The 23490-nt window shown below is 26.1% G+C and carries 24 protein-coding genes and 1 pseudogene; 17 read left to right on the top strand and 8 right to left on the bottom strand.

The window, feature by feature from the left end:
• Positions 1-12 precede the first annotated feature (12 nt).
• Genes mtaB through KO488_RS09380 form a run of 7 tightly spaced genes read left to right on the top strand, consistent with a single transcriptional unit; the run spans position 13 to position 7832 of the window.
• Complete coding sequence (gene mtaB / locus KO488_RS09410; protein WP_216058546.1) at positions 13-1281, top strand: tRNA (N(6)-L-threonylcarbamoyladenosine(37)-C(2))-methylthiotransferase MtaB; 1269 nt, start codon at positions 13-15, stop codon at positions 1279-1281.
• Positions 1262-2728: an AAA family ATPase gene (locus tag KO488_RS09405; protein WP_216058545.1), complete on the top strand. Its 1467-nt coding sequence runs from the start codon at positions 1262-1264 to the stop codon at positions 2726-2728. Before mtaB ends, KO488_RS09405 begins: the two co-directional genes overlap by 20 nt.
• On the top strand, positions 2718-3239 hold the full coding sequence (bioV, locus tag KO488_RS09400) for a pimelyl-ACP methyl ester esterase BioV (RefSeq protein WP_216058544.1): 522 nt from the start codon (positions 2718-2720) through the stop codon (positions 3237-3239). Before KO488_RS09405 ends, bioV begins: the two co-directional genes overlap by 11 nt.
• 40 nt (positions 3240-3279) lie before the next feature.
• Positions 3280-3819 (top strand): molybdopterin adenylyltransferase, encoded by a 540-nt coding sequence (mog, locus tag KO488_RS09395; RefSeq protein ID WP_216058543.1) that lies wholly within the window; start codon positions 3280-3282, stop codon positions 3817-3819.
• Positions 3820-3828: 9 nt separating this feature from the next.
• Complete coding sequence (locus tag KO488_RS09390) at positions 3829-5163, top strand: SLC13 family permease (RefSeq protein ID WP_216058542.1); 1335 nt, start codon at positions 3829-3831, stop codon at positions 5161-5163.
• Positions 5164-5179: 16 nt separating this feature from the next.
• Positions 5180-5578: a DUF2721 domain-containing protein gene (locus KO488_RS09385; RefSeq protein WP_216058541.1), complete on the top strand. Its 399-nt coding sequence runs from the start codon at positions 5180-5182 to the stop codon at positions 5576-5578.
• A gap of 49 nt (positions 5579-5627) precedes the next feature.
• A complete protein-coding gene (locus KO488_RS09380) occupies positions 5628-7832 on the top strand; it encodes an endonuclease MutS2 (protein WP_216058540.1) in 2205 nt (734 codons plus the stop codon).
• Between the two features lie 34 nt (positions 7833-7866).
• On the opposite strand, the gene KO488_RS09375 is transcribed toward KO488_RS09380, so the two are convergent.
• The 5 genes from KO488_RS09375 to KO488_RS09355 all read right to left on the bottom strand — a co-directional run bounded on the left by KO488_RS09375 (position 7867) and on the right by KO488_RS09355 (position 13284).
• Positions 7867-8256 (bottom strand): DUF6858 family protein, encoded by a 390-nt coding sequence (locus KO488_RS09375; RefSeq protein WP_216058539.1) that lies wholly within the window; start codon positions 8254-8256, stop codon positions 7867-7869.
• Positions 8257-8267: 11 nt separating this feature from the next.
• Positions 8268-8813, bottom strand: coding sequence for a hypothetical protein (locus tag KO488_RS09370; RefSeq protein WP_216058538.1), 546 nt, complete (start codon positions 8811-8813; stop codon positions 8268-8270).
• Between the two features lie 137 nt (positions 8814-8950).
• Positions 8951-12313 (bottom strand): DUF748 domain-containing protein, encoded by a 3363-nt coding sequence (locus tag KO488_RS09365; protein WP_216058537.1) that lies wholly within the window; start codon positions 12311-12313, stop codon positions 8951-8953.
• A gap of 12 nt (positions 12314-12325) precedes the next feature.
• Positions 12326-12805, bottom strand: a complete 480-nt coding sequence (locus tag KO488_RS09360) for an FHA domain-containing protein (RefSeq protein ID WP_216058536.1) — start codon at positions 12803-12805, stop codon at positions 12326-12328.
• An 8-nt stretch (positions 12806-12813) separates the two neighbouring features.
• On the bottom strand, positions 12814-13284 hold the full coding sequence (locus KO488_RS09355; protein ID WP_216058535.1) for an FHA domain-containing protein: 471 nt from the start codon (positions 13282-13284) through the stop codon (positions 12814-12816).
• An 89-nt stretch (positions 13285-13373) separates the two neighbouring features.
• On the opposite strand from KO488_RS09355, the gene dapE reads away from it, so the two are divergent.
• The 7 genes and pseudogenes from dapE to KO488_RS09320 all read left to right on the top strand — a co-directional run bounded on the left by dapE (position 13374) and on the right by KO488_RS09320 (position 19410).
• Complete coding sequence (gene dapE, locus KO488_RS09350) at positions 13374-14474, top strand: succinyl-diaminopimelate desuccinylase (protein WP_216058534.1); 1101 nt, start codon at positions 13374-13376, stop codon at positions 14472-14474.
• Positions 14475-15424: 950 nt separating this feature from the next.
• Entirely contained in the window at positions 15425-15661 is a 237-nt protein-coding gene (locus tag KO488_RS09345; protein WP_216058533.1) for a helix-turn-helix domain-containing protein, read from the top strand.
• On the top strand, positions 15654-16781 hold the full coding sequence (locus KO488_RS09340; RefSeq protein WP_216058532.1) for a type II toxin-antitoxin system HipA family toxin: 1128 nt from the start codon (positions 15654-15656) through the stop codon (positions 16779-16781). The genes KO488_RS09345 and KO488_RS09340 overlap by 8 nt, the downstream gene beginning before the upstream one ends.
• A gap of 4 nt (positions 16782-16785) precedes the next feature.
• Positions 16786-17262 (top strand): GNAT family N-acetyltransferase, encoded by a 477-nt coding sequence (locus tag KO488_RS09335; RefSeq protein ID WP_216058531.1) that lies wholly within the window; start codon positions 16786-16788, stop codon positions 17260-17262.
• Positions 17263-17337: 75 nt separating this feature from the next.
• A complete protein-coding gene (locus KO488_RS09330) occupies positions 17338-18399 on the top strand; it encodes a DUF2326 domain-containing protein (protein WP_216058530.1) in 1062 nt (353 codons plus the stop codon).
• 175 nt (positions 18400-18574) lie between these two features.
• Positions 18575-18754 (top strand): annotated as a pseudogene (locus KO488_RS15510) (GNAT family N-acetyltransferase); the annotation flags it as partial.
• Positions 18755-18783: 29 nt separating this feature from the next.
• Entirely contained in the window at positions 18784-19410 is a 627-nt protein-coding gene (locus tag KO488_RS09320) for a hypothetical protein (RefSeq protein WP_216058529.1), read from the top strand.
• Position 19411: 1 nt separating this feature from the next.
• Here the strand turns inward: KO488_RS09320 and KO488_RS09315 are convergent, their stop codons facing one another.
• Both KO488_RS09315 and KO488_RS09310 read right to left on the bottom strand, forming a co-directional pair.
• Positions 19412-20050 carry an HPP family protein gene (locus KO488_RS09315; RefSeq protein ID WP_216058528.1) on the bottom strand — a complete coding sequence of 213 codons (639 nt, stop codon included), beginning with the start codon at positions 20048-20050 and terminating at the stop codon, positions 19412-19414.
• A gap of 75 nt (positions 20051-20125) precedes the next feature.
• Positions 20126-20452, bottom strand: coding sequence for a Crp/Fnr family transcriptional regulator (locus KO488_RS09310; RefSeq protein WP_216058527.1), 327 nt, complete (start codon positions 20450-20452; stop codon positions 20126-20128).
• Positions 20453-20818: 366 nt separating this feature from the next.
• On the opposite strand from KO488_RS09310, the gene KO488_RS09305 reads away from it, so the two are divergent.
• The 3 genes from KO488_RS09305 (at position 20819) to KO488_RS09295 (ending at position 22964) form a co-directional block, all read left to right on the top strand.
• On the top strand, positions 20819-21700 hold the full coding sequence (locus tag KO488_RS09305; protein WP_216058526.1) for a DMT family transporter: 882 nt from the start codon (positions 20819-20821) through the stop codon (positions 21698-21700).
• A 70-nt stretch (positions 21701-21770) separates the two neighbouring features.
• Positions 21771-22118: a zinc ribbon domain-containing protein YjdM gene (locus KO488_RS09300; protein ID WP_216058525.1), complete on the top strand. Its 348-nt coding sequence runs from the start codon at positions 21771-21773 to the stop codon at positions 22116-22118.
• Positions 22119-22160: 42 nt separating this feature from the next.
• A complete protein-coding gene (locus KO488_RS09295) occupies positions 22161-22964 on the top strand; it encodes an aldo/keto reductase family protein (RefSeq protein ID WP_216058524.1) in 804 nt (267 codons plus the stop codon).
• A 9-nt stretch (positions 22965-22973) separates the two neighbouring features.
• Here the strand turns inward: KO488_RS09295 and KO488_RS09290 are convergent, their stop codons facing one another.
• Positions 22974-23456, bottom strand: a complete 483-nt coding sequence (locus KO488_RS09290; RefSeq protein WP_216058523.1) for a MarR family winged helix-turn-helix transcriptional regulator — start codon at positions 23454-23456, stop codon at positions 22974-22976.
• Positions 23457-23490: the final 34 nt, after the last annotated feature.

Below are 23490 nucleotides of genomic sequence, written 5' to 3'. Positions count from 1 at the left end.
TAAGAAAAGTATATGAATTTTACAAAAGATAAACAAAAAGTATATTTTAAAACATTTGGATGTAGAACTAATGTTTTTGATACACAAGTAATGATGAGTAATTTAAAAGATTTTGATGTTACTCAAGATGAAAAACAAGCCGATGTAGTTGTAATTAACTCATGTACAGTTACAAATGGAGCAGATAGTACAGCACGTGGTTATATTAATAGTTTAAAAAAATTAGGTAATAATCCAAGAGTTGTATTTACAGGTTGTGGGGTTTGGACTAAAGGTGAGAGTTTATTTAAAGAAGAAAAAGTTGATGCATTATTTGGACACTCAGAAAAAGAAAAGATAAATGACCTTTTACAACAAGAAGAAAGATTCTTCCAAGCAGGAGATTTAGAACATCTTGATAGCACTATAGTTGAAGAATTTATTGGGAAAAGTAGGGCGTTTATAAAAGTACAAGAAGGATGTGATTTTAGATGTTCATATTGTATTATTCCTCATGTACGTGGAGATGCTAGATCTTATAGTGAAGATAAAATTTTAGAACAAGTTGAAACTCTAGCTTCAAATGGTTTTGGAGAATTTATTTTAACAGGAACAAATGTAGGTTCTTATGGAAAGAAACAACATACATCTTTAGCAAAACTTTTAAAGAAAATGTCTAAAATTAAAGGTGTTAGAAGAATAAGAATGGGAAGTATTGAACCTATTCAAATTGATGATGAATTTAGAGAGTTAGTAAATGAACCATTTATGGCAAAACATTTACATATTGCACTTCAACATACATCAAAAGATATGTTAAAACTTATGAATAGAAGAAATAAAGTTTTATCAGACTTAGAACTTTTTGAATTTTTAAAAGAAAATGGTTATGCTCTAGGAACAGACTTTATTGTTGGGCATCCAGGAGAAACTGATGAAATATGGAAAGAGGCTATGGAGAACTTACATAAATTCCCATTAACTCATATTCATGCATTTACATACTCAAAAAGAGATGGAACACCAAGTGCACAGATGAAACCAGAAATTCGTGGTGATATTGCTAAATTACGTTATAACGAATTGACTAAAATTATAGAAGAAAAGAACTATAACTTTAGAAAAGAAAACAATAAAACTTTAGAAATTTTAATAGAGCAAGAAAAAAATGGGAAATACATAGGTTTAGATCAACACTTTAATCAAATAGAAGTTGAATCAACTGTAGATTTGGTTGGAGATTGGATTTTTATTGATGATTATGAAGTAAAGGCTAAAAACAATGTCGCAAAATTTAGATAAAAAAGCACTAGATAAAAATTTTAAACTTATGGCAATTTCTGCCATAGTTCTACTAATACTTTTCGTATATACACTTTACAAAGGTGGTTCTCATATCCAAGGTGGTTCTTATTATATAGGAATTGGATTCTTATTTGTACTGCTTTTTGTAGCCTTTATTGTAAAACTTAAACAGGATAAACTAAAAGAGTATTTTGATAAAAATAAAAAGAAATCTGCTTTTGGAACAGAATTAGATAAAGCTAAAGCAAACGCTACAAATGAAGACTTAAATACAAATATTCAAGCTGTTAATTCAAATGTAACATTTAAAGATATTGCAGGAATTTCTGAGATAAAAGAAGAACTTGAAGAAGTAGTTGACTTTTTAAATGAGCCAAATAAGTATTTAAAATATGGAGTAAAACTACCAAAAGGTGTTTTATTAATAGGACCTCCAGGTGTTGGTAAAACATTAATTGCACGTGCAGTTGCAGGTGAAGCAGATGTACCATTTTTTTATCAAAGTGGTGCTTCCTTTGTACAGATTTATGTTGGAATGGGTGCAAAAAAAGTACGAGAGTTATTTGCAAAAGCAAAACAAAGTGCACCTGCAATTATATTTATTGATGAAATAGATGCAGTTGGTAAAAAAAGAAGCGGAACTTCAAATGATGAGAGAGAATCAACATTAAATGAACTATTGACTCAAATGGATGGATTTGAAGGTGATAGTGGTGTAATGGTAATTGCAGCAACAAATAAAGTTGAAGTATTAGATGAAGCATTATTAAGAGCTGGAAGATTTGATAGACGACTTCATGTTGGGCTTCCAAATATTGAAGATAGAAAAAAAATCTTAGAGCTGTATTTAGATGGTAAAAACCATGAAATAAATACAGGACAATTATCTATTGATACAACAGGGTTTAGTTCAGCTGCTTTAGCAACACTTATAAATGAAGCTTTATTAAATATGATAAAAAGAGACTCTAAGATATTAGATTCAGATGATATAGAAATTGCAAAAAACAAGCTTGAATTTGGTAAAAAACAAATCAAGATTTTGGATGAAAAACAAAAAGAAATTTTATCTATTTATCAAGCATCAAAAGCATTTATTTCAAAAAGTAAAGTTGCTCTATTTGATGAAAGTGTAGAAAAATTAAATACAACATATCCTTCATATCATGATTTAGTTGAAAATATTAAAAGAGATTTAGCTGGATTTATTGGTGTTGAAGTTATAAAAAAAGAAAAATATGCAATTAACCATAAAGATTTAGAAAGTGCAGATTTAATTGCAAATGAGATTGTAAATAAGTACAAAATGGCAAGTTCAGTTGATGAGTTATTAAACAATGTTAAAAATGATTTAAGAGCTGAATTATCACACAATGCAGATGAAGTTAATAGATTAAAAGATCTTATGATTAAAAATGAGGTTATAACAGTAAATGATATCTAAAAATCATCATTCAGGATTTTGTTTAGAAAATGAAGCAGAGCTTTTCAGTGAATTTATTATTGAAAATGACTTTACAGTAAGTGGATTTTCTTATGGAGCTATAAAAGCTTTTGAAGAAGTTTTATCTTCAATACAAAGAGTTGATAAACTTCAGCTTTTCTCTCCTGCTTTTTTTCAAACTAAAGATAAAAGGTTTAAAAGAATGCAGTTAATGTTTTATAAAAAAGATGATAATGCTTATTGTAATAACTTTTTGGAAAATATTTCACATCCAAGTAGTATTGATTGTAATAAGTATTTTAAGCAAGGTACTTATGCACAATTAGATGAGTTAATCAACTATAAATGGGATGAAAAAAAACTAGAAGCATTAGTAAATAAAGGCGTAAAAATAGAAGTTTTTTTAGGCTCTGAAGATAAAATTATAGAAGCTCAAAAAGCAAAAGACTTTTTTATGAAATATGCAACAGTTTATTTTATAAAAGATGTTGGACATATATTAAATAAGTAAAGATTTAAATTAAAAAGTAAATAAATATGAAGGAATTATAATGAATGAAAAAAAAGCAAAAATTGGAATTATAACAGCTAGTGATAGAGCAAGTAAAGGTATTTATGAAGATTTATCAGGAAAGGCTATTATTGATACAATGAATGATTATTTAACATCTCCTTGGGAAGAAGTTTATAGATGTATTGAAGATGACCAAAAAACTTTGGAAGAGACTATGAAAGATTTAGTTGATAATGAAGGATGTTGTTTAGTAGTTACAACTGGTGGAACAGGACCAGCAGCTAGAGATGTTACACCAGAAGCAACAGAAGCTGTATGTGATAGAATGATGCCAGGATTTGGTGAGCTAATGCGTGCTGAGTCTTTAAAGTTTGTTCCAACTGCTATTCTTTCAAGACAAACAGCTGGATTAAGAGGAAGTTCATTAATAGTTAATCTTCCTGGAAAACCTAAGTCTATTAGAGAATGTCTAGATGCAGTTTTCCCTGCTATTCCTTATTGTATTGATTTAATGGAAGGGCCATTTTTAGTTTGTAATGAAGAGGTTATAAAACCATTTCGACCAAAGAAAAAGTAGGGCTTGATTATGAAAAATATATTTATTTCTATACTTATTTCTGTTGGATTCTTTTTCCTTGCAAGTATATTTTTTAATACACAACATTCAATTTTGATTGGATTAATTTCACTACTTGTTGTAATGTGGACAAACGAAGCTTTACCAATTGGTGTTGTTTCTTTACTTCCAATTGTGCTTTTCCCTGCTTTTGGTATTTTAGATATAAAAACAGCAACTGCAAATTATTCTAATACGACAATTTTCTTATTTATGGGTGGTTTTATGATTGCAATTGCAACACAAAAAATCAACCTTCATAAATATATTTCAAATAAATTATTAATGGTTTTTCCTTCAACTCCACGAGGAATGATTTTTTCATTAGCAATTACTGCTGCTTTATTAAGTTCGATATTATCAAATTCTACATCAGCATTGCTTTTAATTCCAATTGCTATATTTTTAACTGAAAATATAAAATTTAAAGCTAGATTAGCTTTAGCAATTGCTTATGGATGTAGTATTGGTGGAATTATTACACCAATTGGAACACCTCCAAACCTAATTCTTATGGGATTTATGCAACAACATTCAATTGAACCAATTGCATTTATTCAATGGATTTTATTAACAGGACCATTAGCTATTGTAATGCTTATTTTAATTCCATGGGTTTTATCTTTAGGCTTAGGTGATATAAAACTTGATAATAAACTTGATTTAAAAGAAAAACTATTACCTGATCAAAAAAGATTATTGTATATTTTATTAGGATTAATAGTACTTTTATTAGTAAACTCAAAGATTGAACCTTATTATTCAGGATTAGGTCTTAATGAAACAGCGATATTATTAAGTTTTGGACTTTTAATGTTTGTTCCAAAAATTGGATTTATTACATGGGAAGATGCAAAAAATATTCCTTATGAAATTATCTTCTTATTTGGTGCAGGTTTTACAATTGCAAAAGCATTCTCAAATACTGGTTTAGCAAGTGAAGTAGCAACATATATGTTATCTTTAACAGATTTACCTGTAATTGTATTGATTTTAATGGTTGCAGCTATTATTACATTTACAACTGAAATCACATCAAATACTGCACTTATCTCAATTGCTCTTCCTATTATTTATTCATTAGGACAAGCTACAAATATGGATATGACTTTATTATTGATGATTGCAACAATTTGTGCTTCTTATGCATTTATGCTACCAATTGCAACTCCGCCAAATGCAATTGCAATGAGTAGTGGTGCGATAAAAGTAAAACAAATGGCGAAATTTGGTGTATTATTTAATATTATTGGTATTATTGCTATTACTACTATTGCCTTAGTTTACTGGCAATATTTTATTTAAAAACTAAAGGTCTTAAATGGATATAGAAATATCAACACCAGCTTTATTATTCCCAGCAATTTCATTGCTTCTTTTAGCATATACAAATCGTTTTTTAACAACTGGACAACTTATTCGTTCTCTTAGCCATCAAGCAAGAGAACATGGTAGTAAAAATTTATCTGGACAAATTGGGAATTTAAAAAAAAGATTAGAACTTACAAAATGGATGCAATTTTTTGGAGTGGTATCTATGCTTATGTGTACAATTTCTATGTTTGCCTTTTTTCTAGAATCTTATGAAATAGGGAAACAAGTATTCGGATTAAGTTTACTTATTATGTGTTTATCTTTATGTATTTCATTGTGGGAAGTTTATATCTCTTCAAATGCTTTAAACTTAGAGTTAAAAGATTTAGATCAGAAATGTAAATAAATTCATTTAATTCATATGATTATTATGGCCTTTTAGTTATAATTCGGCCATGCAAAATATATTAAAAAAATTAGACTTAATTGATTATATTGATAGTTTTTCAAAGCTTATGGCTAGAGAAAAATCTATTATTTTAGAAGGTGACATAAACCTTCATTTTAAACTTATAAACGAGTTATCAAAATTTGATATTAAAGCTCCAAATCAAATACAAAATCTTGATAGAGCCTTACAACATATACAAAAACAAGGTGTTTTAAAAGTTGATGATATTATTGAATTTGTTAAAATCTTAAAATACTTTATGTATTTAAAAAGATTTAACTTTGATGGTAAACTTCAAGAATGGATTGATAAAATTATAATACCATCTGATGTAGAAAAGGTATGTGACTATTTTGATGAAAGAGCAAATCTAAAAGATGGCATTGATGAAGAGTTTGATTCTATTAAATATGCAATTTCTAAGAATAAAGAAGAAATTAAACAAAGTTTATACAAGATAATTAATAATCAGAAAGTAAGATCTTATCTTGTTGATTCTCAAGTTCACTATATAAATGGTGAAGAATCACTACTTGTTCGTGGTGGTTTTAATCATGTTTTAAAAGCTTCAGTAATTGATAGATCAAACTCTGGATTCTTTTATGTACTTCCACATAGTGTAAGTTCTTTAAAACAAAAACAAAATGACTTAAAAAATAAACAAGAAGAAATCTTATTAAAAATATGTAGACAAATAACTTCTTTATTTGAAAAAAACTTGATGTTTTTAAAATTTATAAATAAAGAGTTTGATAGATTTGATCATTATCAAGCAAGACTATTTTTTGCTAAGATAAATGATAAAAACTTTATTATTCCAACAAAGAAAAATGAAAATAAACTTGTTGATTTCTCTCACCCCGCACTTCATGACCCAAAACCTATAAGTATTGATTTTTCTAAATCTGTTGTTATGATTACAGGAGTAAATGCAGGTGGTAAAACAATGATGTTAAAATCTATTTTATCTGCTGTTTTACTTTCAAAATATTTAATTCCATATAATGCACATAAAGATACAAAAATAAGCAATTTTAAATCAATAAACGCAGTTTTAGATGATCCACAAAGTGTTAAAAATGATATTTCAACATTTGCAGGAAGAATGCAAGAATTTTCAAAACTATTTTCAACAAGAAATGCAATTGTTGGAGTTGATGAGATTGAGTTAGGTACAGATTCAGATGAAGCAGCTTCTTTATTTAAAGTAATTATCGAAGAACTTATTAAAAAAGATATTAAGATAATCATTACAACTCACCATAAAAGATTGGCAGCTTTAATGGCAGCAAATGATGATGTTGAACTAATTGCTGCACTTTATGATGAAGCGAATAGAGTGCCTACTTATGAGTTTTTACAAGGAACTATTGGAAAGTCATATGCTTTTGAAACAGCTTCAAGATATGGAATTCCAAATACTGTAGTTAAAAAAGCAAAAGAAGTTTATGGTGATGATAAAGATAAATTAAATGAACTAATTGAGAGAAGTAGTGAGTTAGAAAAAGATTATAAACTAAAAATTGAAAAGTTAAATAGTGAGATTGATAATATGGAAAGATTATCAAGAAATTTAAAAGAGCAAAAAGAAACTTTAGATGATCATATCTACACAGAAAAATCAAAACTTCATAAAGAATATAAAGATGCACGAGATGAAGCTAAAAAAGCTATCAAAGCAAAATTAAGTACTGAATCACATCAACATTTAAATGTTGCGCATCAAAAAGCAAGTGTTATAAAAACTCAAAGAGTTCAAGATATTGTTGAATTAAAAGTAGGCGATAGAGTAAAATATAGAACTACAAAAGGTGTACTTATATCAATTAAAGGCGCAAAAGCATATATTGAAAATGATATGGGAATGAAAGTTCAGGTTAAGTTAGCTGACTTACAAAGATCTGGTAATCCTCCAAAGTTAAAAAAGAAACCTATAAAAGCTACAGTAAATATAGAAAAACCTTCAACTGGTCATGTAAAACTAGATTTACATGGACAAAGAAGTGAAGAAGCTATAAACAATCTTGATAAGTTTTTATCAGATGCCTTAATAGCTGGTTTTGATGAAGTTTTAGTTTATCATGGAATTGGAACTGGAAAGTTATCATATGCAGTTAAGCAATTTTTAGATTCACATCCAAGTGTTGCTGGATATACAGATGCTCATCCTTCACAAGGTGGTTTTGGAGCAAAGGTAATAAAGCTATAAAGCTTTATTACTTTAATTTAAATATAGATTGGTATTAGTTCTTTAAGGATTTAATAAAATTTTCCATAGTATCATTTGCAGCTTCATTTGGTGCTTCAAGATAATTTATTACATAAGAATCTTCTAGTTCACAAACTCCAATACTTCTAGGTCTTACAGCTAAAACTTCAGGCGTTGGTAACTCTTTACCAAAACAAAATATAATATTTTTTGCAGCTTTAATACTATCATTTATTTCACCCATTTCTAAAGAAGAAGTATGAGCATGCTGATCAAAAATTGCAATAAATGCAATAACAGGATGAGCATCAATTTTTACTTGTAATGCACTTATAATCTCATCAACACTTTTAAATTTTAATTCATCTTTTTTATACTCAATTTCAAAAATTGAGTATTTATCTTTAAATATTTTTTGTTTCATTTTATAATCCTTTATTTAATTGATAAAAACGAATCTATTGCACAAACCATTCTTTCTTTAATATCTTTTCCATCTATATCCATATAGTCAGTTTGTATTTTATATACTAATTTATTATCTAATTTAAATTCAAACAAGATATATCCTGCATAGAGTTTTGATTTAGCACCTTTTTTCCCCTTATCTTCTTTATCATTTTCATATATATAATAATCAATGATTAGTTTCTTTTCATTTGCTATATTTGATTTAATATGTTCTTTTAATATTGAGTTTAGCATCTCATCTGCTTGTGTAACAGTTAAAATATCTTTTAAATGACTTGGCATATACTTAGAGTATTCAATATCAGATTTAACAATAAAATTATTTGTTTCTATTAGATTATTAGTTTCCCAAATAGGATTTTCAAAGTCTATTTTCTCAAAAGTTGTTGTTGTTTCTTGGCATGCCAATCTTTTTTTATTTGGATCAAATTTATTAACTTCTTCAAAAACTGCAAAAGTAACAAAGAGTATAAGTAATATTAGTATTCCAGGTAAAATCATTTTTTTCATAAGTTATCCTTATCTTTAAATTATAATAATATATTATATAAATGAATAATATCAAATTAAATATTAGAAGTCAAGTAATAAGAATTACAAATAATAGTTATAAGTTAAGAATATAGTAAAGATTAATCTTTACTATATTATTTAGATAATTTTAGGTCTATATTTGAAGTTTTTCCAGATTGAGTTTTAATATCTATTTTCTTAGATAGTTTTATTTGTTTTGTATTTACTTTCTTTACTTCTACTAAGTAATCTTTTATATTTTCTACTCTTGTAAGTGCAATTTGTTTTAAAGTAGAAGTTTCAACTTTTTGTCTAGAAATAATATAAGTCTCTAGTGTATCTATATATGTTTTTTCGTCATTTACGTACTGCTCTTTTAAAGGTTTAACTTTTTGATCAAAATCTTCATATAATTCTTCTAGTAGTTCTATATATTCTTTTTTATACTCTTTTTGTTTTACATTTTTTAATTCATCTGAAATAATTTCATCAAATAATACCTTTTTAAGAGCATACAAATCTTTGTTTTTATCATAAGATGGAACAACTTCTAAAACTATATTTGGACGTTTTTTTAAGATTTGAGTAATTTTATCTAATGTCTCTTTTTGAATTGGTGTTATTGAATCTTTCCCATAATTAAAATCAACACTATCAATTTCATTTGCTTCAAATCCAAAGATAGCTCCTAGAAGTGAAAATGGTGCTGTTACTGCTTTAGTAATTAAATTAACAAAGGCTTTCCATACAAGAGGAGCAATTGCAAATTGAGGGTCATCCATATTTCCAGTAACTGGAATATTAAGATCAATTACTCCATTTGTATCTTCTAGCAATGCAATAGCAAGTTCTAAAGGAAGAGAAACAGCATCTTTACTCTCTACTTTTTTACCAAGTTTTAACTTTGTAATTATAATACTATTTTGAGCATCAAGGTTTGATTTTAGAACATTATATTTTAAATCTAAATCTAACTTTCCACTTTCCAACTCTTTCCCTATAAACTTCCCTGTGTAAGGTGTAAAATTTTGCATAGAGATGTTTTTAAACAACATATTAATATCAGTTAATATTTTTAAACTTTGAGGGTCTACAACTCCTGTTATTTTTGTAGTTCCATATTTATCTACTATTCCTTTAACATTTAGTTTTGATGTAGATGATTTGGTAGTATCTAATTTTGAAACGTTTCCACTTAACTTACTAATAACAGTTTTAAAAGGAAGAGGTAAGTTTTTATCTTCAAAACTTAATATAGCATTATCAATATTTATAGGACCAATATTTAATTTTGCTGCTGATTCCTTACTCGTCTCTTTTTTTGCTTCTTTGCTAGGCTCTTTTTTTTCAACTGCTTTATTATTGTTTTTCTCTAGTGTTACAGAAATATTTGGTTTTGAAATATTAGTTTTTAAAACTTTTAAACCATTTTTGCCATTTGAAATACCTGTAATATTTACATCAATATTTTTTGCAAGAATATTTGTTTTATCAATATCGTTTATCATAGAAATACTAGGATCAAGAATACTAAGAGATGCTACGCTTAATAGGTCTTTACTTTGTTTTAAATCACTTGCATTTATTTCCATTTTATCTGAAGATATAGTTGTTTTGTTTATTAAATCTTTAAATGTTAATAAGCCTTTTTCAATTTTTGCCGTTTTAATTAAGATATCATTGTTATTTAACAAAAACGAATTTATATTTGCATTTATTTTATTAATATCAATTTGTAGTTTATTTGTTTTATCATTGATATTTAATTCAGGGTTTATAAGTGCTATTGATTCCATAGCTATCTTTGGACCATTAATATTGAAATTATTTACTATAAGGTTTGTATCTTTTGTATCTATATCTAATTTAGATTTTTGATTACTAAATTTCAATGTAGGAGTATCAAGTTTTATTTTATTCATTGAAATAATTGATTTGATAATATTCAAATCAATTGTTGATAAATTTATATCAGTACTCTTGATATTTAAGGCATTTTTAGAGTCTTTATACTCAAGTTTTGGAGTATTTAAATCAACCTTTCCAATATAAATATCAGAATCTTTAATTTTTAGATTATCTATATTTATTTTAGGATCATTTAAATCAATATTCAATGAAGCTTTTTTATCTTTATATGAGATTGCACTTTGTGTTGTGCTAATATTGTTAATATCTATATTATTATTCAAAATTGATAATTTATCTAATGAAATTAAGTTATTGTTTAAATTTATATTCATTGCATTTTTATTATCACTATATATTATATTTGGGTTTGTAATTTTAAGTTTATTAAGTAAAATATCTGAACCTGTAAGCTTTATACTTGAAATATCTGTATTAAGTTTTTGAGTTTTAACACTAGTATCATTCTGTTTATCTAAAAAAGTTAAATCCAAATTTGTTTGTTTGAAATTTGATACTAAAATATTCCAAGGTTTTGTTAGCTCAGAAGTCTTTTCTTCTTCTGTTATTATTTCTTCTTTTTTACTAGCTGTTTCTTTTACTAAAGTTGCTAAATTTAAGCCCATTTTATCACTTATTATATTTGTAGATAAGTCATTTATACTTATATTGTTTACTTTAATGTCTTGTTTTAGCAAATCAAGATTTACTTTTTCAACCATAAGTTTATTTAGTTTTGCAATACTACTTTTATTTTGACTAATATCTATATTTGAAAACTCTAATTTTTTTGTTTCTAATTTCAAGTCAAAATCATTTTCTGTATTAATATTGTAGTTTAATGCTAAATCAAATCTAGCATCATCATTAATATCAAAGTTTAGTATCTCTTTTTGTTGATTAAGTATTTCTTTTAATCTTAAATCAATTATTTCAGCTTTTCCATACATTTTAAAAGGAAGAGTATTAAAAGCTCCACTTATTGACACTTTTGTGTGTTTATTTATATTAAATTGTAAATCATTTGAAGCCAAACTATTCTTGTAAGTTCCAACATCATATAAAGTATAGTTTGCATTATTTATAGAAAGTTTATAGGGTTTATTTTCTCTTTGTTTTGTATAGTTGATATTCATATTAACTAAAGAGATTTTTGATACTAAAAATTTAATATCAGAAGATTCTTCATCTTTTACAGGTTCTTCTTCACTACTTTTAAGTATTTTACTTAAGTTTATTGTTCCATCTAAACTCTCTTCGACATTTATAGTTGTATCTTGAAGTAAAACTTCTTCTAAACTAACATGTGTTTCAAGAATAGAACGTAATAATGCAATATTTAACTTAAACTGTGAAAAAGAGATTGTTTTATTATTTTTATCATCTAATAGCGTTAAATTATGAATCTTTACTTCAAATGTAAAAGGATTAAACTCTACTTTTTCTACTATAGTTTTTAAAGTTAAATTTTCATCTAAATTTTTTACCAATTGATCTTGTATTACACTTGGAATTAGTTTAAAACCAATTGTTATATAAATTGCTAAGAAAAAGCATAGCCAATAAAAATATTTTTCTATTTTACCCATCATAAACCCTTTTTAGTTTTCTAAATCTTCTAAAATCAAAAATTGGTATTTAAATAAGGATTGATTAGTACCAATTTTAATTATATCACCATCATTTAATACTTTTTCAAAAACTTCTTTTTCTCCACCATAAGTAATATCATTTATAGTAGTTCCATTTGAACTACCTCTATCTTTTAATATATATTCAGATGAAGTTCTCTCAATTTGAAAGTGCTCTTTTGATATTTGTAAATCTCTTCCTTCATTAATAAGGTAAATATCATTATTAGGTTTAGAAGGAGTTCTAATTAATCTTAATTTTACAAACAAGCCATTGTCATTCGTATCAAGTCTTGATTCTCTTCCTACTTTAAAAGGAAAATCCATCATAGGAATTAAGTCATGTTGATATTGACCTTTTACTAGTGCATTTGTTGCTTCTTTTGTTAAAGGAAGTAATACTGCTTTTGGCATAATTGTTTTTATAATGTTTTTTTTAGTGTTTATCATAAATTAACCTATTTTTCTAATATTAAAAATTGATATTCGAACTTTGACTTTTTATCTCCAATTGCAATAATATCTCCATCTTCAATTCTTCTTTTAAAAGTTTTTTTATTCCCACCATAAGTGATTCCATTTATTGTAGTACCATTTGAACTACCTCTATCTTTTAAAGTATAAATATTTCCATCTTTTTCAATTTGTAAGTGTTCTTTTGAAATTTGTAAATCTTTGCCTGAATTATATAAAAATGTATCATTTTTTGGTTTAGCAATATTTTTCATAATTCTAAATTTTACAAATAAACCTTTTTCATTTTTCCCAACCCTAGACTCTCTTCCTATTCTATATGGAAAATTAGACATTCTAATTAAAAATGTTTCACAAGGATCGTTAATAATTGATTTTTTAGCTTCTTCTGTTAAAGGAAGTAATACTGCTTTTGGAGTTATTACTTTTAAAATATGTTTTTTTGTTTCTTCCATTTCCTATCCTAATTAAAAAACGCGTATATGAATAATTATAACAAATATAATATCAATTTTGATACAATCACGTATTAAAAAGGAAACAAATGACAGTTATAGAACTTTTTCAAAAATTATTAAGATTCAAATCAGTAACACCAGATGATGATGGTGGCTTTAATTTTATAGAAGAATACTTAGGTAATGAGTGGACTTGTATAAATGTAGACAGAGAAGATACAAAAAATAGAGTATATTATAAAAAATTTAACGACAACCCTCAACACCTATGTTTTGCAGGTCATATAGATGTAGTACCTCCAGGTGAAGGATGGGATGTTGACCCATTTGCTGCTGATATTATAAATGGAGTTATCACAGCACGTGGAACTCAAGATATGAAAAGTGGAGTAGCTGCTTATCTTTATGCTTGTAAACATGCAAAAGATTTTGATGGAACATTAAGTATTCTAATGACTTCAGATGAAGAAGGTGAGGGTACTTATGGAACTATTAAAGCCTTAGAATATTTAAAAGAAATAGACTTTATACCTCAATATGCTGTTGTAGCAGAGCCAACTTGTGAGAAAGTTTTTGGTGATGCTATAAAAGTAGGACGACGTGGAAGTATAAATGGATATTTACATATCCAAGGAAGACAAGGTCATGCTGCTTATCCAGAAAAAGGAATAAATCCAATACATCAAATGGCTCCACTATTAAACGAAATAGCAGGACATGACTTAGATAATGGAGATGAATACTTTGCACCCTCAAAAATGGTTTTAACAGATATAAGATCTGGTATGCAAGTTACAAATGTAACACCAAATAAATTAGACTTGATGTTTAATGTAAGAAACTCAACTAATACAAAAAAAGAAGATGTCGAAGCTTATGTAGAGAAGATATTTGGTCATTTAGATTATTCACTACGAACTACACAAGGCTCTTTTCCTTTTGTAACAAATAAAGAATCAAAAGTAGTAAAAGCTATGGAAACTTCAATAAAAGATGTTTTAGGAGTTACGACTAAGCACTCAACAGCAGGTGGAACATCAGATGCTAGATATTTTGGAGCATTTGGAATAGAAGCAATTGAGTTTGGTGTGATAAATGACACGATTCATAGTATTGGTGAGAGAACTACTGTTAAAGAGGTTGAGGGATTGACTGATGTTTATGTGGATTTGATTAAGAAGTTTTAATAAAAGATGAAAAAATCATCTTTTAAAATAAGTTTATTGGTTTAAGTATTTCAGCTAAATTGGAAATAGCATTTATTATATCACTAAATTTAATTAGATAATCTAATATCTTTAAAAAAATCATTTTTATTCTCCTTATCACTTATTTTTAATAAATAGTTATATAAGGATATTTTAAATATAATAATTTTACTTATGGTATTTAAACTATTAATATTTAAGTATCAAATATAAGGTAGTGAGTATGACAGTACTCATTACCTTTTTTTATTTATTAATTAGTGTAATTATACAATAAAAAAAGTTATAAATCAACTTGGTGTTTCACTTGGTAGCACTATAATTATTTTATCTTTAAAATAAGGATATTTTTTTGACTTTTTATTTTTATTTAGATAAGTAAAAATAAACGTTGATTTATTACAAAATATAGTAGTAATTATTGTAAGGTATATGACTTATGATTAAAGATTATTCTATAAAAATTGATATCTATTATTAACAAAAAAAATGATTACAGTATGAAATATAACAAAAAAATTGAAGATTTTACATTTTAAAATGAAAATTATAAACTATAATCCTAAATATCAACAAGTTATTCCAAAAAATTTCACAAATACAATCCATAAAACATGTAATAACAACTACATTAAAGAGTAATTAAACGCATGGGAAAATCCAAATATCGATTATGAATCTTGAGAATAAAGATTATATAAAACAAAACCTTATTTAGATGTGATTAATAATACTCTCCTGTATCATATTTTTGAAATAGCTTTAAAATGAATATAAAATTCTAGGGCTGTATATTAAAATAACTACTTATTTAAATAAATAATATATCAATTAAGAAGTAAGATAAGAACAATTACTAATGTATATTATATTTGACATAAAAAGTATATTATAGTAGTATGTAAAATATATTAGACAAAAGTGAAATTATGAATTTAACTGAATTTGGAAAACAATTACAAAAACATAGAAAAGAACAAAAAATATCTCAAACTAAACTTTGCGAAGATTTAAATATCTCTCGAGCTACACTATCTTCTTTGGAAAATGGTAGAGGTGAGATAGGCTTTAAGAAGATATTACAAATTATTGATTATTTAGGGTATGAGTTTTCTTTAAAAGAAAAGAGTTTATTCCCCACATTAGAGGATTTAAGAGATGAATGATTCTTTGAAAATACTAGTAGAAAATAAGAATAGTGGTATATTATCTTTTGAAGATAATGAATATACTTTTTCTTATAAAACTGAAAACAACATGAACTTTATCTCTCTTACAATGCCTGTAAGAAATAAATCATGGGATAGTAAAGAATTGCATCCTATTTTTGAAATGCATCTACCAGAAGGTTATTTACTCTCTATAATCAAAAAACACTTTTCTAAATTTGCTAAGACAGATGATTTTGGTTTATTAAAACTTATGTCATCATCTATAAAAAGCAGAGTTTCTTATGAAAATGAATCTATAAAGGAATTAAAGCCTTTAAGTTTAGATGATTTAGTTCATTCTGATGATGAGAAATTATTTGATGAGTTAGTAAATAGATTTGCTTTAAACTCTCCTATATCAGGTGTTCAACCCAAAGTACTAGCCCAAATTGAAAATAAAGCCACTTTAAAACTAGAAGATTACATAATAAAATCATGGGGAGAAGAATATCCAGAACTTGCACTAAATGAATTTTTGTGTATGGAAGTTGTAAAAGAAGCGGATATTCCAGTACCTGATTTTTATATCTCTGATGATAAAAAACTATTTATTATGAAAAGATTTGATATAAAAGATGATGGAATATATTTAGGTTTTGAAGATATGTGTGTACTTCAAGCGAAACAAAGAGATGATAAGTATGAAGGCACATATGAGCAAGTTGTAAAAACAATAAAAACTTTTGTTAGCCCAAAATATAAGAAAAAAGCTTTAAGAAATTTCTTTAAAATGACAGTTTTAAACTTCTTACTTAAAAATGGTGATGCTCATTTAAAAAACTTTGGTTTACTTTATGATGGAATAAAAGATATAGACTTAGCACATGCATACGATGTTGTAACAACAACAATGTATATAAAAAATGATATACCAGCTTTACATTTATTAGGTAGTAAAAAGTGGTGGAGTGAAAAATATCTTTTAAGATTTGGAATAGATACTTGTGATTTAACTCCAAAAGAAGCAAAGGATTTATATGAAGTTTGTATTAGTTCAAGAGATAAGATTATTGAAAAGTACAGAGAGATAAATTCATCATTTACGAACGAACTTTTTGATATTTGGACTAAATAAGATTATGAAAATAATAGATTACAATCAAAGTTATACAAATGAAATTCCTAACCTTTTCACAAATACAATCCATAAAACATGCAATAAAGAATATACTAAAGAGCAGTTAAATGCTTGGGCTAATCCAAATATTGATTATGAATCATGGGAAAAAAGGCTTGATAGAACAAAACCTTATTTAGCTGTTATAGATGATACTCTTGTTGGTTTTACTGAGTTTTATGATGATTATATTGATTGTTTTTATGTTCATGATGAGTATCAAGGGCAGGGAGTTGGAAAGGCTCTTATGAATCATATTCTTGATATTGCTTCTACAAATGATATTAAAAAAACAAGAGTTGATGCTAGTATCACTGCAAAGGCTTTTTTTGAGAGTTTTGGATTTGTGGAAACTCGTAAGAATGAAATAAAAAGAGATAACCAAGTACTTATTAATTACACATTAGAATTAAATCTACAAAATCTAAGCATAAAATAATAAAGTTACTTTATATTTTAGACAAAATTACTATAAATGATAAGTAAATTTATCATTTAAAACAAGGAAGTATAAATGAAAATATCAAAATTGTATTCAAACAATGATGATTTTAAAACCATAGTATTTGATAAAGGTATAAACTTTATCCTATCAGATTCAAATGGTGTGGGGAAAAGTAGTCTTTTTAAACTAATAGATTTTTGTTTGTTAGGGGATAAACACTTTTTAGGACATGAACACTTTAAAGATTATATTTTCTATATAGAACTTCAAATAGCTTCAAATAGATATATTACGATTAAGAGACCTACAAAAAGTGGTAAAAATATAGAGTTAAAAATCACAAAACAAAAATCCATGTTGACAGATGAAAAAGATTTTAATAAAAAAGGTAGTCTTGGTATTGCTAAATCTTTTTTTGAAAATAAAGTTAATTATTCTATAAATAAATTTAGAACATACATAACATATTTTTTAAGAGATGAATCTAACCAAAATGATGCCTTTATATTAAACAAGCACACAGCTCTTCATGAAATAGAATATAAAACCGTTATATCAAATCTGATAGGTATTGATGGACGAAAAATCAGAAAAAAATATGAACTAGATGAGATAATTAAAAAAGAAGATATAGACTCAAGCACTTTAAAAACTGCTCAAGATGAATTAGCAAAAGTTATTGAAGAAAACAAAATATTGATTAACAGTCACTTTATAGATAAACTCAAAGATAGTGTTGCCAAATATGGAAATATAGTGTTAGATAAAGAAGTAATATTTTCAATTGATTTAAATACTTCAAATGATATAGAGTTTAGTTTAAAAGTAGAAAATGATGACAGTACTATAAAAAAACTTTTATGTTTTATCTTTTCATCTTCATTAGCTGAAATATATGTACAAAAAAGACTTATCAAGTTTGTTGCTTTTGATAGTCCTTTCAATGGAGATAAAAACACTTATGAAGATGGTATTTATTTGGCAATTCATGAATTACATAGAAAAGGTATTCAAACTATTATTACATCAAATGAAGATGCTATTCAAAATTCTGCTAATTTATCAGAAATAAAAGATGAATATTTGACTGATTATTTTAGTAATGATGATAAACTAATGGGTGATTTTTAACTATAAATGATAAAGTTATTTTACATTTTTTAGTAATATATCTTATAATGATAACTAAATTTATCATTTAAGGTTAGATATGAAATAAAAAAAATGTCAAAATAAATAAAGATTTTGGTAATAAAATGCTAGATATATGGCACCTATCTTTAAGTGAAAAAACAAGTTTGGAAAAGTACTTATAAATCACATTCTTGAAATTGCTTCAAAAAATGATATCAAGATATTAAGAGTTGATGCTAGTATTACTTCTAAGCAATTTTTTGAGAGTTTTGGATTTGTGCAAACTTCTAGGAATGAAGTAAAAAGAGATAATCAAGTACTTGTTAACTATTCATTAGAGTTAAAACTATAATAAATATAAGTATAAAAAGAAAGAACAATATGAACATAGAAAAACTAAAAGAGTACGAGGCAGAATTTTTAGAACAATACCCAAATGGTTTTGATGATAGAAACTTTTTTCCTACTATGAAAACTTTCAATCCTTTAAAACTAGAAGAGTTTGCAAAAGAGGCTTTGAAAAAAGAGAACTTTCAAAATCCTAGTTTAGTTGTTGATAGTTTTTTTAAAGTGATTCAGAAATCAGTATTTGTATCACTATTTGATAAACTAAAACTAAAAGATATGATAGCTACATTAAATTCATATGAAAAAGACATGTTAAGTATTGAAATATATGAGCTTTTATATGGAGATAAAAAGGAAGGTTTTGAGGGTTTAGTTGAGTTTTTAGGAGAATATAAACTTGCAAAATGGACGATAATATCTGTAGTTCCATATTGTATAAACAGACATCAAGACTATTTTATAAAACCTACAACTACAAAAAATATTATCAAAACTTTTGAACTAGAAGATTGTATTTACAAACCAAAACCTAGTTTTGAATTTTATGATAATTATACAAAAGCACTTGATATTATGAAATCAAGTATTGATAAATCTCTTAGTCCTGATAATGTTGGTTTTACAGCTTTTTTAAAAGTAGCTATGGAAAGTTATGAATAACTTACGACCAAAGTTGTAATCTAGGTAGTGATGAGATAGCTTTTATGATATCTGTTTTTGAAAGGATTCCTAATAAGATAGCTTCTTCATCAACAACGGGAAGTGCATCTAACTTAAAATCAATCATTACCTTTGAAACTCTTCTTATATCAGATACTGGGTCAACTGTAATAAGCTCGGGTAAGTAAATGTCATCAATCTTTCGAAGAAGAATATCTTCAGAACTTGTAATATCTTCCATCATAAGATTTAAGATTATCTTTTTGTCAATTAATCCAACAATTTTTTTTGCAAAACTAACTACTGGCAATTGAGATACTTGATTATCTTTTAAAAGATTGTAAGCATCTAAAATAGTTGACTTATTATCAATTATTATGCAGTCTTTTGTCATGATATCTTTAACATGATAAACAGGTTCAGAAGTATCAATATTCGCCATTTTCTTATATTTATTAATAGCTGATTGATTAAGGCTTCCTTTATGCTCTTGTTCTTTTTGTGCATCTGTAAAATCTTGTATAAAACCTTCTTTAGGTTTGAGTACTACTTCAGATGGCATATCAACATTTTTAAGATTATATAAATTATCAGCAGTACTTCTAAATCCTACACTTCCATTATTGTATATTGCAAACATTTAGAACTCCTTTTAATTTCTTTATTAATTAATCATAGGATAAATTATATAATGAATTGTTAATGATAAAGTTATTTAAAGCTCCATATCTTTTCTAATTCTACTTAAATGAGTAGGACTAATACCTAAAAATAGGGCAACATGATATAAAGGTATTCTAGTGATGATATTTGAGAATTCATCAAGAAACCTCTCATATCTTGTTTTTGCGTCTTCTAAGACCAAAGAATAGGCTATTTCATCTTTTTGTATAACCCAATGTTTCTCTAAATATAAAATATGGAATAGTTTTAAATCTTCATATTTATAAAAAAGTGCTCTGTATCTTTTATAATCTATATTAATAACAATAGAGTCTTCCAAAGCTTGCACAGATGAATCAGGATTGTTATCTTTAAGCATAGAAACAATAGGACCATAAAATCTTGTTTCCCAAAAGAAGTTTTTATTATATTCTTCCCCTTTTCATTAATACTTGAAGTTCTAAATAGACCTTTATATATAAAACTTATACAATTAACTTTTGTATTTGTATCAAAAGCATATTCATTTTTTTTCAGAATCTGTATACTACAAATCTTTTGAAATTCTTCCCATGTATTATTACTTAAAGTATAATATGAATCAATCGTTATTTTTAATAAACTATAAATCTTTTCTTTATCTATTTTCATAAGAGCATTTTTTCAAAATTATGCTTAAATCAACATATGTAAAGGACAAAATATTAAAGTTTTGATAGACTTCATTTTTTAGGAGTTTATTATTATGTCACAAAACATTAAAGCACATTTTTTTGTAATATTTGCCACTTTTTTAGTAGGTGGTTCTTTTGTTGTATCTCAAAAATTAACAGGGACTATTGATCCTATTTCTATAACATTGATGAGATTTATTTTAGCTTCGCTTATCCTAGCACCTTTTATTTTACTTATTAAAAAATATCGAATTAAAATTTTTTATACTTTTAAAAGAACTATGTTAATAAGCTTTTTTTATTCAGGATATTTTATAGGAATGTTCAAGGCATTAGAATTAACAAGTGCTTTAAATACTGGTGCTATTTATACTTTGATTCCCCTTGTTACAGGTATTATTTCAATATTTGTTTTTAAACAGCATATTTCTTCTAAACAATATATGGTTTATTTTTTAGGAATTATTGGGACTTGTATCGTTGTATTTAAAGGTAATTTAGACTTACTTCTAGCTTTTTCTTTAAATAAAGGTGACATAATATTTACTTTTACAATTTTTCTGATGAGTTTATATGCTATTACTTCAAAATATCTTTATAAAAAAGATGATGAGCTTTTAGTTGTTGTATTTATGACTTTAATTGGGGGTTGTATTTGGATGGGACTTGCTTTAGTTTTATTTGATATTCCTTTGGAATGGGGAAAGTTAAATACAACAAATTTCTTAAATATTGGTTATTTGACGATTTTTACTACACTATTTACTGTATTTTTATACCAAAGTGCAAATGTAATTTTAGGTCCTAAAAAAGTTATGGCTTATGTATATTTAAATCCTGCAGTTGTTGGACTTATTGCCTTTTTTATTGATGGTACTATTATGAACTTTTTTACAATTATAGGTATATTTATATCCGCAATTGCTACATTTATACTATTAAAAGGTAGATAAATACTCTAGTTTTACCAAGTCATAACAAGACTTTAGATATCATGCAAAATATTAATTAAAAAGGAAAAAAATGGAACAACTACCAAATTGCCCAAAATGTAACAGTGAATATACTTATGAAGATGGAAGTTTACTTATCTGTCCTGAGTGTGCTCATGAATGGACTGCAACAAGTACTGAGGAAGAAGATGTAGATGTTCTTGTAGTTAAAGATGCAAACGGAACACTTTTAAATGATGGTGATGATGTAACTGTTATAAAAGATTTAAAGGTAAAAGGAAGTTCTTCTGGAATAAAAGTTGGTACAAAAATTAAAGGTATTAAACTTGTAGAAGGAAATGATGGACATAATATTGACTGTAAAGTGCCAGGTGTTGGTGCAATAAAACTAAAACAAGAGTTTGTAAAAAGATCTTAAAAAATTTAAGATAAAAACTAAATCTTTTCAAAAGGCTTTAAAATGACAAATATGATTTATGGAACAGCTTGGAAGAAAGAAGAGACTACAAGACTTGTAAAACTTGCAATATCTTCTGGATTTAAAGCAATAGATACAGCTTGTCAACCAAAGCATTATAGAGAAGATTTAGTTGGAATTGCTTTAACAAATGCCATTGAAGATGGTATTAAAAGAGATGATTTATTTATTCAAACAAAATTTACACCAATATCTGGTCAAGATTTAAATAATATGCCTTATTTATCATCTGATGATATTTTAACGCAACTTGAAAAATCATTTTATACTTCTAAAAAGAATCTAAATGTTGATTTTATTGATTCTTATCTTATCCATTCTCCTTTTGCTCCTATTGAAGATTTAGTAAAAGTTTATAGAACTATGGAAGAGTTTGTACAAAATGGTGAAGTAGGGCAGATTGGAATTTCTAATTGTTATGATTTTAAATTGTTAAGATATTTATATGATATTGCAAAAGTAAAACCAAAGGTTGTTCAAAATAGATTTTATAGTGAATCATCTTATGATAAAGAGATAAGAAACTTCTGTAAACAAAAAAATATTACTTATCAAAGTTTTTGGTCACTTACTGGAAATCCTCATCTTTTAAAAAGTAAGCTTCTTGTTGAACTAGCAGCAAAATATAATAAAACTCCTGAGCAAGTTTTTTATAAATTTTTAAATCAAATAGATATAACACCACTTAATGGAACTACATCACAAATACATATGCTTGAGGATTTGGATATTAGTAGTTTTACATTAGAGTCACTTGAAATTGACTCTATTTTAAATCTTTTATAGTTTTTAAATTTAGTTTTCTATAGAGTTATACAAAACCTTTTTAAGAGCTTTTTCTAATATATCTTTTTCCGTTTCATTTAAAACCCCTAAAAAATGTCTATGAGCCTGTTTAAGTTCAGGCAAACATTTATCTAAAATATCTTTACCTTTTTGTTCAATATGTAATAAAGAACTTCTCTTATCTTCTGTAGATTCTTTTTTATAGATAAGCTTCTTTAATTCAAGTTTTTTTATTACTTTACTCATACCACCAGAGGTAAAAACCATTCTATCAGAAATCTGTGAAGCCGTTAACTCTCCGCCATATATATTCAAAGTTGCTAATAAATCAACCTCTGCGCGTGTTAAGTCATATTTATCATGAATATGTTTAGCATGAGAATATATCTTTTCTGAAATAATAGCCATTGATAAAGTAATACTAGTTAAAGAACTATCCTCTTCTTTATCACTTAAGTTTTTATAAAATGTATCTAAAAAGTCTTTTTTCATGAAAAGAGTTTATCATAGAAATAATTAAATTATA

This window comes from Poseidonibacter lekithochrous (assembly GCF_018861145.1).
Taxonomy (GTDB): Bacteria; Campylobacterota; Campylobacteria; order Campylobacterales; family Arcobacteraceae; genus Poseidonibacter; species Poseidonibacter lekithochrous_A.
Note: the sequence above shows the minus strand (reverse complement) of the source record. Positions and strands in the feature narration are given on the sequence as shown.

What these genes read in the sequence shown, in the direction of transcription:
- mtaB (WP_216058546.1), top strand. Translation starts at nt 13, where the DNA reads ATGAATTTTACAAAAGATAAACAAAAAGTATATTTTAAAACATTTGGA.
- KO488_RS09405 (WP_216058545.1), top strand. Translation starts at nt 1,262, where the DNA reads ATGTCGCAAAATTTAGATAAAAAAGCACTAGATAAAAATTTTAAACTT.
- bioV (WP_216058544.1), top strand. Translation starts at nt 2,718, where the DNA reads ATGATATCTAAAAATCATCATTCAGGATTTTGTTTAGAAAATGAAGCA.
- mog (WP_216058543.1), top strand. Translation starts at nt 3,280, where the DNA reads ATGAATGAAAAAAAAGCAAAAATTGGAATTATAACAGCTAGTGATAGA.
- KO488_RS09390 (WP_216058542.1), top strand. Translation starts at nt 3,829, where the DNA reads ATGAAAAATATATTTATTTCTATACTTATTTCTGTTGGATTCTTTTTC.
- KO488_RS09385 (WP_216058541.1), top strand. Translation starts at nt 5,180, where the DNA reads ATGGATATAGAAATATCAACACCAGCTTTATTATTCCCAGCAATTTCA.
- KO488_RS09380 (WP_216058540.1), top strand. Translation starts at nt 5,628, where the DNA reads ATGCAAAATATATTAAAAAAATTAGACTTAATTGATTATATTGATAGT.
- KO488_RS09375 (WP_216058539.1), bottom strand. Translation starts at nt 8,256, where the DNA reads ATGAAACAAAAAATATTTAAAGATAAATACTCAATTTTTGAAATTGAG.
- KO488_RS09370 (WP_216058538.1), bottom strand. Translation starts at nt 8,813, where the DNA reads ATGAAAAAAATGATTTTACCTGGAATACTAATATTACTTATACTCTTT.
- KO488_RS09365 (WP_216058537.1), bottom strand. Translation starts at nt 12,313, where the DNA reads ATGGGTAAAATAGAAAAATATTTTTATTGGCTATGCTTTTTCTTAGCA.
- KO488_RS09360 (WP_216058536.1), bottom strand. Translation starts at nt 12,805, where the DNA reads ATGATAAACACTAAAAAAAACATTATAAAAACAATTATGCCAAAAGCA.
- KO488_RS09355 (WP_216058535.1), bottom strand. Translation starts at nt 13,284, where the DNA reads ATGGAAGAAACAAAAAAACATATTTTAAAAGTAATAACTCCAAAAGCA.
- dapE (WP_216058534.1), top strand. Translation starts at nt 13,374, where the DNA reads ATGACAGTTATAGAACTTTTTCAAAAATTATTAAGATTCAAATCAGTA.
- KO488_RS09345 (WP_216058533.1), top strand. Translation starts at nt 15,425, where the DNA reads ATGAATTTAACTGAATTTGGAAAACAATTACAAAAACATAGAAAAGAA.
- KO488_RS09340 (WP_216058532.1), top strand. Translation starts at nt 15,654, where the DNA reads ATGAATGATTCTTTGAAAATACTAGTAGAAAATAAGAATAGTGGTATA.
- KO488_RS09335 (WP_216058531.1), top strand. Translation starts at nt 16,786, where the DNA reads ATGAAAATAATAGATTACAATCAAAGTTATACAAATGAAATTCCTAAC.
- KO488_RS09330 (WP_216058530.1), top strand. Translation starts at nt 17,338, where the DNA reads ATGAAAATATCAAAATTGTATTCAAACAATGATGATTTTAAAACCATA.
- KO488_RS09320 (WP_216058529.1), top strand. Translation starts at nt 18,784, where the DNA reads ATGAACATAGAAAAACTAAAAGAGTACGAGGCAGAATTTTTAGAACAA.
- KO488_RS09315 (WP_216058528.1), bottom strand. Translation starts at nt 20,050, where the DNA reads ATGTTTGCAATATACAATAATGGAAGTGTAGGATTTAGAAGTACTGCT.
- KO488_RS09310 (WP_216058527.1), bottom strand. Translation starts at nt 20,452, where the DNA reads ATGCTTAAAGATAACAATCCTGATTCATCTGTGCAAGCTTTGGAAGAC.
- KO488_RS09305 (WP_216058526.1), top strand. Translation starts at nt 20,819, where the DNA reads ATGTCACAAAACATTAAAGCACATTTTTTTGTAATATTTGCCACTTTT.
- KO488_RS09300 (WP_216058525.1), top strand. Translation starts at nt 21,771, where the DNA reads ATGGAACAACTACCAAATTGCCCAAAATGTAACAGTGAATATACTTAT.
- KO488_RS09295 (WP_216058524.1), top strand. Translation starts at nt 22,161, where the DNA reads ATGACAAATATGATTTATGGAACAGCTTGGAAGAAAGAAGAGACTACA.
- KO488_RS09290 (WP_216058523.1), bottom strand. Translation starts at nt 23,456, where the DNA reads ATGAAAAAAGACTTTTTAGATACATTTTATAAAAACTTAAGTGATAAA.